Source organism: Streptomyces sp. BK208 (assembly GCF_004364245.1).
Classification (GTDB): domain Bacteria; phylum Actinomycetota; class Actinomycetes; order Streptomycetales; family Streptomycetaceae; genus Streptomyces.
This window is the reverse complement of the sequence record NZ_SOAV01000017.1, coordinates 104,043-118,027: the sequence shown is the minus strand read 5'-3', so window position 1 is coordinate 118,027 and position 13,985 is coordinate 104,043. Positions and strand designations below refer to the sequence as shown.

At 71.5% G+C, this 13,985-nt stretch carries 12 protein-coding genes and 1 pseudogene; 5 read left to right on the top strand and 8 right to left on the bottom strand.

The genetic code is table 11. The features are described from left to right. The first annotated feature begins 284 nt into the window (after positions 1-284). The 3 genes from EV562_RS32665 (at position 285) to EV562_RS32655 (ending at position 3,746) form a co-directional block, all read left to right on the top strand. Positions 285-1,763, top strand: a complete 1,479-nt coding sequence (locus tag EV562_RS32665; RefSeq protein ID WP_133890482.1) for a PhoX family protein — start codon at positions 285-287, stop codon at positions 1,761-1,763. Between the two features lie 299 nt (positions 1,764-2,062). Further along, a complete protein-coding gene (locus EV562_RS32660; RefSeq protein WP_166662112.1) occupies positions 2,063-3,115 on the top strand; it encodes an LAGLIDADG family homing endonuclease in 1,053 nt (350 codons plus the stop codon). A 70-nt stretch (positions 3,116-3,185) separates the two neighbouring features. After that, a complete protein-coding gene (locus EV562_RS32655) occupies positions 3,186-3,746 on the top strand; it encodes a TetR/AcrR family transcriptional regulator (RefSeq protein ID WP_133890480.1) in 561 nt (186 codons plus the stop codon). 46 nt (positions 3,747-3,792) lie between these two features. Here the strand turns inward: EV562_RS32655 and EV562_RS32650 are convergent, their stop codons facing one another. The 8 genes and pseudogenes from EV562_RS32650 to EV562_RS32615 all read right to left on the bottom strand — a co-directional run bounded on the left by EV562_RS32650 (position 3,793) and on the right by EV562_RS32615 (position 11,610). Beyond that, positions 3,793-5,016 (bottom strand): TerD family protein, encoded by a 1,224-nt coding sequence (locus tag EV562_RS32650; RefSeq protein WP_133890516.1) that lies wholly within the window; start codon positions 5,014-5,016, stop codon positions 3,793-3,795. Between the two features lie 85 nt (positions 5,017-5,101). Further along, positions 5,102-5,322 (bottom strand): annotated as a pseudogene (locus EV562_RS35795) (hypothetical protein). 176 nt (positions 5,323-5,498) lie between these two features. After that, positions 5,499-6,488 carry a zinc-dependent alcohol dehydrogenase family protein gene (locus tag EV562_RS32640; protein WP_133890479.1) on the bottom strand — a complete coding sequence of 330 codons (990 nt, stop codon included), beginning with the start codon at positions 6,486-6,488 and terminating at the stop codon, positions 5,499-5,501. Further along, positions 6,485-7,360: a carbohydrate ABC transporter permease gene (locus EV562_RS32635; protein WP_133890478.1), complete on the bottom strand. Its 876-nt coding sequence runs from the start codon at positions 7,358-7,360 to the stop codon at positions 6,485-6,487. Before EV562_RS32635 ends, EV562_RS32640 begins: the two co-directional genes overlap by 4 nt. Further along, on the bottom strand, positions 7,357-8,301 hold the full coding sequence (locus EV562_RS32630) for a sugar ABC transporter permease (RefSeq protein ID WP_133890477.1): 945 nt from the start codon (positions 8,299-8,301) through the stop codon (positions 7,357-7,359). The genes EV562_RS32635 and EV562_RS32630 overlap by 4 nt, the downstream gene beginning before the upstream one ends. Beyond that, complete coding sequence (locus EV562_RS32625; protein ID WP_133890476.1) at positions 8,298-9,668, bottom strand: sugar ABC transporter substrate-binding protein; 1,371 nt, start codon at positions 9,666-9,668, stop codon at positions 8,298-8,300. Before EV562_RS32625 ends, EV562_RS32630 begins: the two co-directional genes overlap by 4 nt. Positions 9,669-9,758: 90 nt before the next feature. Continuing rightward, positions 9,759-10,529, bottom strand: a complete 771-nt coding sequence (locus EV562_RS32620) for a DeoR/GlpR family DNA-binding transcription regulator (RefSeq protein WP_133890475.1) — start codon at positions 10,527-10,529, stop codon at positions 9,759-9,761. A 271-nt stretch (positions 10,530-10,800) separates the two neighbouring features. Continuing rightward, positions 10,801-11,610 carry an NAD(P)-dependent oxidoreductase gene (locus EV562_RS32615; protein WP_133890474.1) on the bottom strand — a complete coding sequence of 270 codons (810 nt, stop codon included), beginning with the start codon at positions 11,608-11,610 and terminating at the stop codon, positions 10,801-10,803. Positions 11,611-11,851: 241 nt separating this feature from the next. Here EV562_RS32615 and EV562_RS32610 point away from each other — a divergent pair, with 241 nt between their 5' ends. Next, on the top strand, positions 11,852-12,814 hold the full coding sequence (locus EV562_RS32610; RefSeq protein WP_133890473.1) for a 5-dehydro-4-deoxyglucarate dehydratase: 963 nt from the start codon (positions 11,852-11,854) through the stop codon (positions 12,812-12,814). Further along, positions 12,811-13,980, top strand: coding sequence for a hypothetical protein (locus EV562_RS32605; RefSeq protein WP_133890472.1), 1,170 nt, complete (start codon positions 12,811-12,813; stop codon positions 13,978-13,980). Before EV562_RS32610 ends, EV562_RS32605 begins: the two co-directional genes overlap by 4 nt. The last annotated feature ends 5 nt before the right edge of the window (positions 13,981-13,985 follow it).

The window sequence follows — 13,985 nt, the reverse complement described above, 5'->3', positions numbered from 1 at the left end:
CAGGCGACAGGCGGCTGGAGCCCGGACCCGGAGCCCTGAGCCGGAGCCCTGAGCCGGAGCCCGGAGCCCGGAGCCCTGAGCCCTGAGCCCGAGCCGGGGCGAGGCGGCGGCTCGCGGCGGGACCGGGGACCCGAGGGCGGGGCTCTCGGCCGGTCGGAGAGGTCTCCGCCCGTTCAGGTCCCGTTCAACAACCGGTGGGACTCCCGTTCAGGCACGGGCGGAACCGTGACGCCGGACCGAGGTCCGCCACCCTCCACGGCCCGCCCACCGTCACAGGAGACACCATGTCGCTCACCCGCAGGGATTTCGCCAGCCGATCCGCGCTCACCGGCGCCGGGGTCGTGCTGGCGGGCAGCGTCGGCGCCCTCGCGACCGCCCCGAACGCCCTCGCGTCCACGGACACCGACAGCGTGGGGGAGGAGCAGGAGCGCGGCCACGGACACGACCACCACCACGACGAGCACGGCGGGGTCGGCTACGGACCGCTGGTCCCGGACCCGGACGGCATCCTCGCCCTGCCCGCCGGATTCCGGTACGAGATCATCACCTACTCCGGCCGCACCAAACTGGAGACCGGCGAGTACACCCCGTCCAACCACGACGGCACCGCCAGCTTCGAGGGCCCGCGCGGCACCACCCTCCTCGTCAACAACCACGAGCTCGGCGGCCACCGCGACGACTGGCCGCACCCCGTCCCGCTCACCGAGGGACTCGTCTACGACCCGGCCGCCGCCGGTGGCTGCACGGTCGTCGAGGTCCGTCGCGGCGGTCACGTCGCCGAGTGGGTCGGCATCGCCGGTACCGCCACCAACTGCGCGGGCGGCAGCACTCCGTGGGGCACCTGGCTGACCTGCGAGGAGACCGAGGACAAGGCCGGCAAGAACGGCATGACCAAGGACCACGGCTACGTCTTCGAGGTCGACCCCGAGGACCGCCGCGCCAACCGCGACCCCAAGCCGGTCAAGGCGTTCGGCCGTTACGCCCACGAGGCCGTCGTCATCGACCCCAAGCGCGGCCACGCCTACCTCACCGAGGACGCCTCGGGCCCCAACGGCCTGCTCTACCGCTGGACCCCGCCGGAGCACTTCCGGCACGGCCGCGGCCGGCTGCGCACCCTCGCCGACGACGCCGGGGTCCTCCAGGCCTTCAAGTGCTTCGACTCCGGCGGCAAGTTCGTCGACGATCTCTCCCGCGCCACGAAGACCGGCACCGTCTACGGCGTCGACTGGGTCGACGTCCCCGACCGCGACGCGAGGACCACCTCCGTGCGCAAGCAGTTCACCGCCGGCCAGGTCACCCGCGCCCGCAAGCTGGAGGGCATGTGGTGGGCCGACGGCGGCACCTACATCGTCTCCTCCTACGCCCGTGACGAGAGCCCCGGCCGCCCGCACGACGGCCAGGTCTGGTTCTACGACCCCAAGCGCCGCACCCTGACCCTGAAGGTCCTGCTCGGCGTCAACGCCGACCCGTCCGCCGACGGCGCCTTCGACGGCCCCGACAACATCACCGTCTCCCCGTACGGCGGCCTGGTCATCGCCGAGGACGGTGAGGGCGTCCAGCACCTGTTCGGCGCCACCGACAGCGGGCGCACCTACCCCATCGCCCGCAACGAACTGAACCAGGGCACCGAGGACGAGCCCGAGTACAGCGAGTTCACCGGCGTCACCTTCTCGCCCGACGGCCGGACCCTCTACGCCAACATCCAGACGCCGGGCATCATGCTGGCGATCACGGGACCGTGGAAGCGGCAGAAGCGCCGGTAGCACCTTCTATCCCTCGGACGAGTGGTGCACTCGCCTTAAGGACAAGCCAGCTCCCCTTGTCGAATTAGCGTTCTGGTGTCGTGTATGCCGGGCGATCGGCAAGGGGAGAGGCGATGGGGCGGGTATGGCAACAAGGGGTTGTCGAAGGAGCGCCGGTCTGGTTGCCAGACGGTTCTGTGAGAACTGTGGAGCAGGTAGTCGAGTGCTGCCTTCCCGTGTTGTCGTACAACAAGGCTTGGGACACGAGGCCAGTACGCTACGGCCCCCATCAGGGACCTCGCGACCACTCCGTCGGTGAAGTGGTTTCTGCTCAGCCCGTCTCCATCACGTCGGGGGAGGTGGAAGAAGCGCTCGACATCCGGTTCGTATCCGGGCGTGTCGTGCAGGTGGCTCCTGGTCAGGAGTGGGTGACACAACGCCGAAAGGGCCGCCAGGCGTGGGAGTGGAAGCGGTCAGACACCCTTGTTCCAGGCGACCGGATCCCGCTCGCATTGACGGCCGGCCGTTTCGGAGAACAGGGAAGCTCGGACGAGGGCTACTTCGTGGGCGCCATGCTCGGTGATGGTGGAATGACGTCCTGCACACCCGAATTCCACGGCGACCCCGCGGATGGTGCGGTGTCGTTCATGCGTACGCTGGCGGCGAAGTACGGGTGCGGGGTGCGTGAGATCCCCTCGGGGCGCATTGTGCGTCTGAGGTTTCCGTACCTCTCGGGGCGGCGCAATCCTTTGACCCAATGCCTCCGGCGTTTTGGTGTCTGGGGACAGAGCTGCGCGGAGAAGCATCTTCCTGACGAGCTGTTCAGTCGAGACTTCTGGATCGGGTGCCTCTCTGGGCTGATCGACACCGACGGCCATGTGCGCGAAAGGCGCAATCCCAGGGGCACCGTTCACGGCTCTGTCGAGTACGCCACCGTCTCGCCCGTACTGGCGAGGCAAGTCGCGGACGCCCTCCTTCGCCTGGGCGTCACCAGTACGCACCGGGTGATCGAGAGGGGCTCCGAGTCAGCACACTGGATCAACGGCTACCGCGTTATGGGACGGCGCCCGATCCACATTGTTGACGTCTCTCGCGCCACTGCGGTGGTGCGTCTCGCGAACCTGCTGCACCTTCGCATCGGGTACAAGGCGACCAGGCTCGAAGACGTCGCGCATGCGGTGAGTCATGTCGAGGCCGCGCGAAGCGACATGCATGGATACGACGAGAGTGTCGCCCTGGACAGAGTCAAAACTGTCGAGCCGGCCGGCAGAAAGCGCGTCTTCAGCCTTGACATGGGGGCCGCTTCCTTGTTCATCGTGAACGGATTGGTGACAGGTGCGTCGAGGCGTTCCATTCTCGACTGCAGCGCTTGACGGGTGGCAAGGCGGCAGTGTCTGCCTCGGATAGGCTGGCCGGAAGGTTACCGCTGGGCAGGAGACGGGGATGGCGCAGGTCAGGCCCATGCGGGCGGATGCGCGGCGGAATCGTGAGCGGTTGCTGGCGGTCGCGGCGGAGGCGTTCGCCGAGCACGGTGAGGGCGCTTCCCTGGACGACATCGCCCGGCGGGCCGGGGTGGGGGTCGGCACCCTCTACCGGCACTTCCCGACGCGGCAGGCGCTGCTGGAGGCCGCCTACCTGGAGCGCCTGGAGGCGATCGCGGCCCGCGCCGACGTGATCGCGGCCGCGCGGCCGCCGGGCGCGGCGCTCGTGGCGTGGCTCGACGAACTGGCCGTCGGAATGCTCCACGTGCGCGGGCTCAGGGCGCTGCTCGGTACGGCCGTCACCGGCGGCGGACCCGCGTGCGGGGACTGCGTGCGGGGCGCGGCGGTCCGGCTCGTGGGAGCCGCGCAGGAGGCGGGGGAGCTGCGGCCGGACGTCGAGCCGGTCGAGGTGCTGCGGCTGCTGCACGGGGTGGTGACGGCGGCGGAGACGGCCGGCGAGGTGGACGGGACAGCCGTACGGCGGTATCTGTCGCTGCTGATGGAGGGTCTGGCACGGCCGTAGGGGCCGCCCGCAGGACGGGCGGCCCCTCGGCTCGCGGCGCGGTTCGCTACAGCGCCTGCGCGGCCGGCTTCACCATGCCGCGGACCGTGCGGGACTTGACGAAGTCGCCCATCGCGGTCATCTCCCACTCGCCGGAGTACTGGCGGATCAGCTTCGCCATCATCACGCCGGTCTGCGGCTCGGCGCTGGTGAGGTCGAAGCGGACCAGCTCCTCGCCGGTGGCGGCGTCCAGGAGGCGGCAGTAGGCCTTGGCGACCTCGGTGAACTTCTGGCCCGAGAAGGAGTTCACCGTGAAGACCAGGCCGCTGACCTCCTGCGGGAGCCGGCCCAGGTCCACGACGATCACCTCGTCGTCACCGCCGCCCTCACCGGTCAGGTTGTCGCCGGAGTGCTTGATCGCGCCGTTGACGATGGAGAGCTTGCCGAAGTAGCAGCTGTCGATGTGGTTGCGCTGCGGACCGTAGGCGATGACCGACGCGTCCAGGTCGATGTCCTTGCCGCGGTACGCCGGCTCCCAGCCGAGGCCCATCTTGACCTGGGAGAGCACCGGCCGGCCGCCCTTGACCAGGGACACCGTCTGGTTCTTCTGGAGGCTGACCCGGCCCTTGTCGAGGTTGATCTTGCCGGTGCCCGGGGCGGGGGCCGGCGGCGCGGCGGGTGGGGCCGGCGGCGCGGCGGGCATCGTGGGCGCGGCGGCGGGCGCGGGCGGGGGCGGGGGCGTGGCCGCCTGGGACCGCTGCGGGGTCGCCGGCTGGGCCGGGGGAGCGACCGGCGCGGGCTCCTCCACCGTGACGCCGAAGTCCGTGGCGATGCCGGCCAGGCCGTTGGCGTACCCCTGGCCGACCGCGCGGGCCTTCCAGGCGCCGCCTCGCAGGTAGACCTCCACGATCACCAGGGCGGTCTCGGAGCCGAGCTGCGGGGGCGTGAAGGTGGCGAGGACGGAGCCGTCGTCCGCGTTGCGGATGGTGGCGGTGGGTTCGATGCCCTGGAAGGTCTGCCCGGCCGCGTCCGGGCTGGCGGTGACGACGATCTTCTCGATGCCCGGCGGGACGGCGGCCGTGTCGACCGTGATCGCGTCCGGGGCGGTGCCGCCGCCGGAGCGGTAGGTCACGCCCTGGCCGGCGGGCTGGTTGTAGAAGATGAAGTCGTCGTCGGAGCGCACCTTGCCGTCGGCGGTGAGCAGCAGGCCCGATACGTCGAGCCGCACGGGCGCGGCGACGTCCACCGTGACGCGGGCGGCGGAGAGGGGGATGTTCGAGCCGGGGGTCATAGCTGTCATGCCGGGTGAACGAGCGGGGGCGTTTTACCGTTCCCTTACCCGGGGGCCAATCGGGTCGGGGCCGTGTCCCGCCTGGTCAGCGGCGGTTTCGGGGGTGGTTGCGGGCCGTGCGTTCGTTGCCGCGCTTGTAGTTGCCGGTCCAGCGGGCCATGACCTGCTGCGGGTCGCCCGCCTCGACCTCTTGGAGGAAGCGGGCGGCTCGGGAGCCGTTGAGGGTGGTGGCGGGGTGGTTGTGGTGGTGATGTGGACGGTGCCGGATGCTGAGGCGGTGTAGGCGAAACCGTGGGGTTCTGGCATGCGGGGGATCGTACGGGCGGTGGAGGCGGCGGGCTCGGGTTTTCGCCCCCGCCGCCCCTTCCCTTCCCGCCCTTGGGGCCCCGCCCTTAGTGGCTGCCGCCTCCCGGACCCCCGTTGTCGGCCTGGACGGCCTCGTCCTCAGGCACTCGTCCTCAGGCACCGGACGGGCCGTGCGGTCACGGCACGACGACGATCTTGCGGCCCACGCCCGCCGCGAACTGCTCCAGGGCCTGCGGATAGCGGTCGAGCTCGACGCGGTCGCTGATGAAGACGTCCGGGTCCAGGACCCCGTTGGCGAAGAGCTCCGCCGCGCGCTCGTAGCTGTGCAGGACCGCCATCGAGCCGGTGATGGTGATCTCCTGGTTGTAGATGCGGTACGGGTCGATCTGCACGCGCGTCGCGTAGTCGGCGACGCCGAACTGGAGGAACGTGCCGGCCTTGGCGACCCGGTCCAGGCCGTCCTGGATCGCCGCCGCGTTGCCCGTGGCGTCGATGACGAGGTCCCAGCCCCCGGGGCGGTCCAGTTCGTCCGGGGTCGCGGCCGACGCCGAGACGCCGAGGCCCCGGGCGGTCTCCAGCCTGGCGGGGTTGAGGTCGACCATGTCGACGCTGGCCGCGCCGGTCCGCTTGGCCAGCTCCAGCATCATCAGGCCCATCGTGCCGGAGCCGTAGATCAGGACGTGGGCGCCGAGGCGGGACTTGAGGACGTCGTAGCCGCGGACCGCGCAGGAGAGCGGCTCGATCAGGGCCGCGTCCTGGGTGCGCACGTGCTCGGGGAGCTTCACGCAGTTCGCGACCGGCGCCACCGCGTACTGCGCGGCGCCGCCCGCCGTCGTGACGCCGATGGCCGCCCAGCGTTCGCAGAGGTTGTTGTGACCGGTGCGGCAGTAGCGGCACTCGTAGCAGTACAGCGAGGGGTCGACCGCGACCCGGTCGCCGACGGCCACCTCCGTGACCTGGGCGCCGACGCCGACCACCGCGCCGGCGAACTCGTGGCCCGGCACGATCGGGAGCTTGGGGGCGAACTCGCCCTGGAGGATGTGCAGGTCGGTGCCGCACAGTCCGCAGGCGGCGACCTCGACGACGACCTCGCGCGGGCCCGGGGTCGGGTCGGGGACGTCGGTGACGACGGCGCGGCCCACGGACTCGATGACGGCGGCCTTCATTTCACGGCTCCCAACGACAGGCCCTGGACCAGTTTGTCCTGGGCGGCGAACCCCGCGGCGAGCACCGGCAGGGAGATGACGAGCGACGCGGCGCACACCTTGGCCAGGAAGAGGCCCTGGCTGGTGATGAAGCCGGTCAGGAAGACGGGGGCGGTCTCGGCGACCACGCCCGTCAGCACCCGGGCGAAGAGCAGTTCGTTCCAGCTGAAGATGAAGCAGATGAGAGAGGTCGCCGCGATGCCCGGGAGGGCGATGGGGGCCACGACCCGGGCCAGGATCGTGGGCAGCTTCGCGCCGTCCACCCGGGCCGCCTCGATGATGGCGACGGGGACCTCGGCCAGGAAGGACTGCATCATCCAGACCGCGATCGGCAGGTTCATCGAGGTGTAGAGGATGACCAGCAGCCAGATGTTGTCCAGCATGCCGGTGTTCTTGGCGAACAGGTAGATCGGCAGCAGGCCCGCCACCACCGGCAGCATCTTGGTGGACAGGAAGAAGAACAGGACGTCCGTCCACTTCTTCACCGGGCGGATGGACAGGGCGTAGGCGGCGGGCAGGGCCAGGACCAGGACGAAGAGGGTCGAGGCGAGCGACGCCACCGCGGAGTTGACCAGTGCGGGCCAGGGGCTGGCCCCGCCGCCCGCGCCGAAGAACTCCCGGTAGCCGTCCAGCGTCAGCGACGCGGCGAAGGAGGGCGGGTTGGTGGCGGCGTCCGACTCCGAGTGGAAGGAGGTCAGCGCCATCCAGGCGATGGGCAGGAAGAAGACGATGCCGACCAGCCAGGCCACCAGGCCGAGACCGGCACCGGTCCTGCGGCGGGTGGGTGCGGACTTGGCGTCGGTGACGACGGGTCGTACGGCGGTGGCGGTCATGCGCGGCCGGCCTCCTCGCGGAACAGGGACGACACCACGCGCAGCGCGAAGGTGGCGATGACGATCGAGCCGATGACGACCAGGACGCCCGCGGCCGAGGCCAGGCCGTTCTCGTGGGCCTGGTAGAAGGTCTGGTAGACGGTGTAGGGCAGGTTGGCCGTGCCCAGGCCGCCCGAGGTGATGGTGAAGACGGCGTCGAAGTTCTGGACGATGTAGATCGAACCGAGCAGTGCGCCGAGTTCGAGGTAGCGGCGCAGGTGGGGCAGGGTGAGGTGGACGAAGATCTGCCAGTCGCCCGCGCCGTCCACCCGGGCGGCCTCGATCTGCTGCTGGTCCCGGCTCTGGAGGCCGGCCAGCAGGATGAGCATCATGAACGGCGTCCACTGCCACACCAGTGAGGCCTCGACCGCCAGCAGCGGGGTGTTGGAGACCCAGTCCGGCTGTGGTCCGCCGACGTAGTGCAACAGGCCGTTGAGCAGCCCGTATTCGGGGTTGTACAGGACGTGCTTCCAGAGCAGCGCCGCCGCCACCGGGACGACCAGGAACGGGGCGATCAGCAGGGTGCGGACCACGCCGCGGCCCTTGAACCTCCGGTCGAGGAGCAGGGCGAGGGCCAGGCCGAGGACCAGGCTGACCAGGACCACCGCCACGGTCAGCAGGATGGTCGTCCACACCGACTTGCGCAGCGCCGGGTCGCTCAGGACGTCGCCGTAGTTGGCGAAGCCGGTGAAGTGGCGGGCGTCCGGGTAGAGCGCGTTCCAGTCGAAGAAGGAGATCACCAGGGTGGCCACGAAGGGCAGCTGGGTGACCGCGATCATGAAGATCAGGGCGGGGAGCAGAGGGGCGCGGGTGGCCCAGGCGCGCAGCCGGCCGGACGGCGGGCGGACGGCGGGGCGCGTGTGGTCGGGGGCGGCCGAGGGGGCCGTGGTCGTGGCGGTCATCGTCCCTCGTACTCCTCGGAGATCTGCTCGGCGAGCTGCTGGGACTTCTTCAGGGCCTCCTCGACGGACTGGCGTCCGGCGATGGCCGCGCTGATCTCCTGGGAGACCTTGGTCCCGAGGTCGGTGAACTCGGGGATGCCGACGAACTGGATGCCGGGCGCGGGCCGCGGCTGCACGCCGGGGTCCTTGGGCCTGGCACCCTCGATGGCCTTCCTGGTCATCTCCTGGAAGGCGGCGGCCTCCTCGGCGTAGGCCGGGTTCTCGTACGTCGAGGCGCGCTTGCCGGCCGGGACGTTGGACCAGCCGAACTCGTCGCCGACCAGCTGCTCGTACTCCTTGCCGGACGCCCAGGAGACGAACTTCCACGCCTTGTCGGAGTTGCGGGAGGCCTTCTGGATGCCCCAGGCCCAGGTGTAGAGCCAGCCGGAGGAGTCGGTCTTCTCCACCGGGGCCGGGGCGTAGCCGACCTTGCCCTTGACCGGGGACTTGGCCGCGTCCAGGGAGCCGGCCGCGGACGTGGCGTCGTACCACATGGCGACCTTGCCCTGCGTCATGTTGTTCAGGCACTCGGCGAAGCCGGACTGGGCGGCGCCCGACTCGCCGTGCTCGCGGACCAGGTCGACGTAGAACTTCGTCGCCCGCTGCCACTCGGGGGAGTCGAGGCGGGCCTTCCAGTCCTGGTCGAACCAGGTGCCGCCGAAGGTGTTCACCACCGTCGTCAGGGGTGCCATCAGCTCGCCCCAGCCGGGCAGCCCGCGCAGGCAGATGCCCTTCATGCCGGGCTCGGCCCCGTCGAGCTTCCCGGCGAACTCCGCCACCTGGGACCAGGTGGGGTGCTCGGGCATCTCCAGACCCGCCTCGGCGAACAGGTCCTTGCGGTACATCAGGAAGGACGACTCGCCGTAGAAGGGCTGGCCGTAGAGCTTGCCGTCGTCGCCGGTGAGGGACTCGCGCATCGGGCCGAGGACGTCCTCCTCGTCGTAGGCCGGGTCCTTCGCGACGTAGGAGTTCATCTCGTGCAGCCAGTCGTTGCGGGCGTAGATCGGTATCTCGTAGTTGGAGAGGGTCGCCACGTCGTACTGGCCGGCCTGGTTGGCGAAGTCCTGGCTGATCTTGTCGCGGACGTCGTTCTCCGGCAGGACGGTGAAGTTCACCTCGATGCCGGTGTCCTTGGTGAAGTGGTCCGCGGTGAGCTTCTGCAGCTCGACCATCTGCGGGTTGTTGACCATCAGGACGTTGATGGCGTTGCCGCCGGATCCGGCGCCGCCCGCCCCGACCCAGCAGCCGGTGAGCAGCGGGGCGAGCAGCGTCCCTGCGGCGGCCAAGGCGAGTGTGGCTCGCGGCCTCCGTCGGCTCTGGGTTCGCATGGATCGCTCCTGAACGTATGGGGAGGTATGAGGAGATAAGGGGCAGTGGACGGTAGGGGTGTGCCGTGCGGGGAGAGAGGTGGCCGGTGCTCAGACGCGGATGACCTGAGGTCCCAGCAGTGAGTAGCGGTGGGCCTCGGCCGAGGGCAGCAGCGTGCTGGTGACGATGGCCTCCAGGGCGCCGATCTCCGCGAACCGGCAGAAGCTCACCGCCCCGAACTTGGTGTGCGCGCCGACGAACACCGTGCGGCGGGCGGCCCGCACGGCCTGCGCCTTGACCTCGCTGACCGCGGGGTCGGGAGTGGTGAGGCCGTGTTCGCGGGAGATGCCGTTGGCCCCGATGTAGGCCAGGTCGACGACGAAGCCGGCCAGCATCTTCGTCGTCCAGTGGTCGACGGTGGCCAGGGTGCCCGAGCGGACCCGGCCGCCGAGCAGCAGGACCGAGGTGTCGCCGGCCTCGGCCAGCGCACCGGCGACCGGCAGGGACGCGGTGACCACGGTCAGCGGCCGGTCGCGGGGGAGGGCCTCGGCGATGAGCTGCGGGGTGAAGCCCTCGTCGACGAAGACCGTCTCCGCGTCGCCGAGCAGTTCGGCGGCGGCGGAGGCGATCCGGCGCTTCTCGGGCACGTGGCTGGTGGCCCGGAAGGCGAGCGTCGTCTCGAAACCGGCGCTCTCCACCGGGTAGGCGCCGCCGTGGGTGCGGCGGACCAGGCCGTGGTCCTCCAGGGCGCGCAGGTCCCGTCGTACGGTCTCCTTGGCGACGCCCAGTTCGGCCGCGAGCGCGGTGACGTCGACCGAACCGGTGGCGCGGGCGACCCGCACGATCTCGTGCCGGCGCTCTTCCGTCGTCCTCGTGCCCATGCCGAACACCTGCCTCACCGCCTCGTCGCCGTGTGGTTGCCCGTTCGGGCCCGCTCGGCCCTTGGGGGAAGTTCTACAGCGACCGCGCGGCACTGACCAGGTCTGTTGCGGACCCGAAACTGCCCGGGTGTGCCCGTTTGCGGTGCCGGGTGCCCGTCTCGGACCTGGGGCGCAGCGCCGGGAGGGGTGAGATCGGGCAGGGCGGATGCCCGCATACGGAAGCGGACGGGCCCGTTCGGTGCCCGTCCGCCTCTGCTCGGTCGTCTTCCGGTCAGTACGGCCAGATCGGCGGGTCGGTCACGAAGTGGCCGCCGAGGCGCGCGTGCGCGGGGTTGCCGGGGTCGAGCTCGCCCTGCTCGGCGATCAGCTTCTCGGCGTACGGCTCGGAGTCGTCCCGCGGCTCGTAACCGAGCGCCCGCGCGGAGCCGAGGTCCCACCACAGGCGGGTGTTGGCGGAGGAGCCGTGGACGACGGTGTGGCCCACGTTCTGCGCGGTGAGCGCCGCGTGGAAGAGGCGGGCGCCGTCCGCGGGGCTCATCCACACCGAGAGCATGCGCACGCTGGTCGGCTCGGGGAAGCAGGAGCCGATGCGGACCGAGACGGTCTCGATGCCGTGCTTGTCCCAGTAGAGCTGGGCGAGGTCCTCGCCGAAGCACTTGGACAGGCCGTAGAAGGTGTCCGGGCGGCGTGGCGTGTCCACGGGGATGAGGGGGTCGTCGCCCTGCGGGCGGGGGGTGTAGCCGACGGCGTGGTTGGAGGAGGCGAAGACGACGCGGCCGACGCCCTCCTCGCGGGCGGCCTCGTACAGGTTGTACGTGCCCTCGATGTTCGCCGCGAGGATCTTGTCGAAAGAGGCTTCCAGGGAGATGCCCGCCAGGTGGATGATCGCGTCGACGCCCCGGACCGCCTCGCGCAGGGCGTCCCGGTCGGCGAGGTCGGCGACGATCGCGTCCGGCTCGCCCTCGACGGGGCGCAGGTCCAGCAGGCGCAGCCGGTAGCCGTATTCGGGGAGCAGGTCCCGCATCAGGGTGCCGAGACCGCCGGCGGCGCCGGTGAGCAGGACGGTGCGGGGAGCGGGCATCCTCGGGACTCCTAGGTCGGTCTGCGGAAGCGGCGGCAGTCGCACGACGCCAGTCGTACGAGTGCGTGCCCGGTGTTCATATGCGTGGACACGCTAAGGAACGGGTGGTCACCCGTCAAGAGGCGGCCTGCTTGACGGTGTTCGCGGGGCGGCTTAGCGTGGTCGCGTTCAGAAATATGGACACCAGTCATGAATATGATGACCTCGTGAATCCACCACGCACACGGAATGGGGAGCGCCCGTGACCTCAGCCCCTCTCGCCGCCCGGCTCACCGTGCCCAGCGGGCCGCTGTTCTTCCCCGTCACCGCGTACGGACCGGACGGCGGTCTCGACCTCGGCGTCTACCGCGCCCATGTGCGTCGCGGGATCGAGGCCGGCGCCGCCGCCGTGTTCGCCTGCTGCGGCACCGGCGAGTTCCACGCCCTGACGCCCGAGGAGTTCGCGGTCTGCGTCCACGCGGCCGTGGAGGAGAGCGGGGGCCGGGTGCCCGTGCTGGCGGGCGCGGGATACGGCACCGCCCTCGCCGTGCGCTACGCCCGCCTCGCCGAGGAGGCCGGGGCCGACGGACTGCTCGCCATGCCGCCCTACCTGGTGCACGCCGGGCAGGAGGGACTGGTGCGGCACTACCGGGAGGTGGCCGCCGCGACCTCGCTGCCCGTGATCGTCTACCAGCGCGACAACGCCGTGTTCACGCCCGCGAGCGTCGTCGACCTGGCCCGCACGGACGGCATCGTCGGCCTCAAGGACGGGCTCGGCGACCTCGACCTCATGCAGCGGATCGTCAGCGCCGTGCGCACGGAGCTGCCCGGCGAGGAGTTCCTGTACTTCAACGGGCTGCCGACCGCCGAGCAGACCCAGCTCGCCTACCGCGCGATCGGCGTCGACCTCTACTCGTCCGCCGTGTTCTGCTTCGCCCCCGAACTCGCCCTCGCCTTCCACCGGGCGCTGCGCGAGGGGGACGACACCACGGCCCACCGGCTGCTGGACGGCTTCTACCGGCCGTTCGTCGAACTGCGCGCCCAGGGCCGCGGCTACGCCGTCGCCCTGGTCAAGGCGGGCGTACGGCTGGACGGCCTGGACGTCGGGGAGGTCCGGCCGCCGCTGCAGGAGCCGACCGAGGACCACGTGAAGCAGCTCGCCGGGATCATCGAACGGGGCCGGGCACTGCTCGACGCGCCGGCCGGTGCGGAGGGGGACCGGTGAGGACCTCGGCGTTCGTCTACCCCTGGGACGTCAACGGCGACCCACAGGCCCCCGCGCGCGTCGCGGACCTCGGCGTGGCCCAGGTGACGCTCGCCGCCGCCTACCACTCCACCCGCGCCCTCACCCCGCGCCACCCGGGCCACCGCGTCGTCACCGCCGAGCACGCGGCCGTCCTCTACCCGCCGGACGCCACCCGCTGGGAGGGCCGCACGCCCCGCCCGTACGCGTCCGGCGACTGGGCACCCGGCGACGCGTACGGCGAGGCCGCCGCCGCCCTCGCGGACGCGGGCCTGGAGGTGCACACCTGGGTCGTCCTCGCCCACAACTCCCGCCTCGGCGCCGAGCAGCCGCACACCTCCGTCGTCAACGCCTACGGCGACCGCTACCCCTGGGCGCCCTGCATCGCGCAGCCCGCCACGCGCGCGTACCTCACCGACCTGGCCGCCGAGGCGGCGGTGCGGCCCGGAGCCCGCGGCACGGAACTGGAGTCGCTCGGCTGGTACGGGCTCGCCCACCTGCACGCCCACGACAAGACCGGCGGGGTGCCCCTCGGGGACGCCGGGCAGTACCTGATGTCGCTGTGCTTCTGCCCCGACTGCCGGGCGGGGTACGGCGACCACGGCCTCGACGCCGACGCGCTCGCCGCCGCCGTGCGCACCGCGCTGGAACCGGTGTGGCGGGGGGAGGCGCCCTCGGACGGGGGCTGGGCGGGCGTCGGGAAGCTCATCGGCGAGACGCCGGCGAACGCCACGCGCGCGTGGCGCGACGACCGCGCCCGCACGCTGCAGGAGGCGGCGGTCTCGGCGGTCCGCGCCGCCGCACCCGACGGCTTCCAGGTCCTGCTGCACGCCGACCCGGTGTCGTACCACTGCGGCGCCAACGCCGGCGTCGACCCCGCGCACATCCTGTCCGTCGCGGACGGCGTGGTGGTGCCCTGCACGGGCGGCGCGGGCCTGCTGACACCGTTCGCCGAACGGGCCGGTGACGGAACCGTCCTCGCCGCCAACCTCACCGTGGTCTCCGGCATGGGCGGCGCCCCGCACACCCTCGCCGCGGACGCCGCCCGCGCCCGGGAGCTGGGCGCGACGGAACTGCGGCTGTACCACGCGGGGCTGGCCTCGGACGCGGACCTGGCGGCGGTGCGGGCGGGGCTCGCCCAGGGGTGAGCGGA

Coding starts and splice junctions, on each gene's coding strand:
- EV562_RS32665 (WP_133890482.1), top strand. CDS start 285: ATGTCGCTCACCCGCAGGGATTTCGCCAGCCGATCCGCGCTCACCGGC.
- EV562_RS32655 (WP_133890480.1), top strand. CDS start 3,186: ATGGCGCAGGTCAGGCCCATGCGGGCGGATGCGCGGCGGAATCGTGAG.
- EV562_RS32650 (WP_133890516.1), bottom strand. CDS start 5,016: ATGACCCCCGGCTCGAACATCCCCCTCTCCGCCGCCCGCGTCACGGTG.
- EV562_RS32640 (WP_133890479.1), bottom strand. CDS start 6,488: ATGAAGGCCGCCGTCATCGAGTCCGTGGGCCGCGCCGTCGTCACCGAC.
- EV562_RS32635 (WP_133890478.1), bottom strand. CDS start 7,360: ATGACCGCCACCGCCGTACGACCCGTCGTCACCGACGCCAAGTCCGCA.
- EV562_RS32630 (WP_133890477.1), bottom strand. CDS start 8,301: ATGACCGCCACGACCACGGCCCCCTCGGCCGCCCCCGACCACACGCGC.
- EV562_RS32625 (WP_133890476.1), bottom strand. CDS start 9,668: ATGCGAACCCAGAGCCGACGGAGGCCGCGAGCCACACTCGCCTTGGCC.
- EV562_RS32620 (WP_133890475.1), bottom strand. CDS start 10,529: ATGGGCACGAGGACGACGGAAGAGCGCCGGCACGAGATCGTGCGGGTC.
- EV562_RS32615 (WP_133890474.1), bottom strand. CDS start 11,610: ATGCCCGCTCCCCGCACCGTCCTGCTCACCGGCGCCGCCGGCGGTCTC.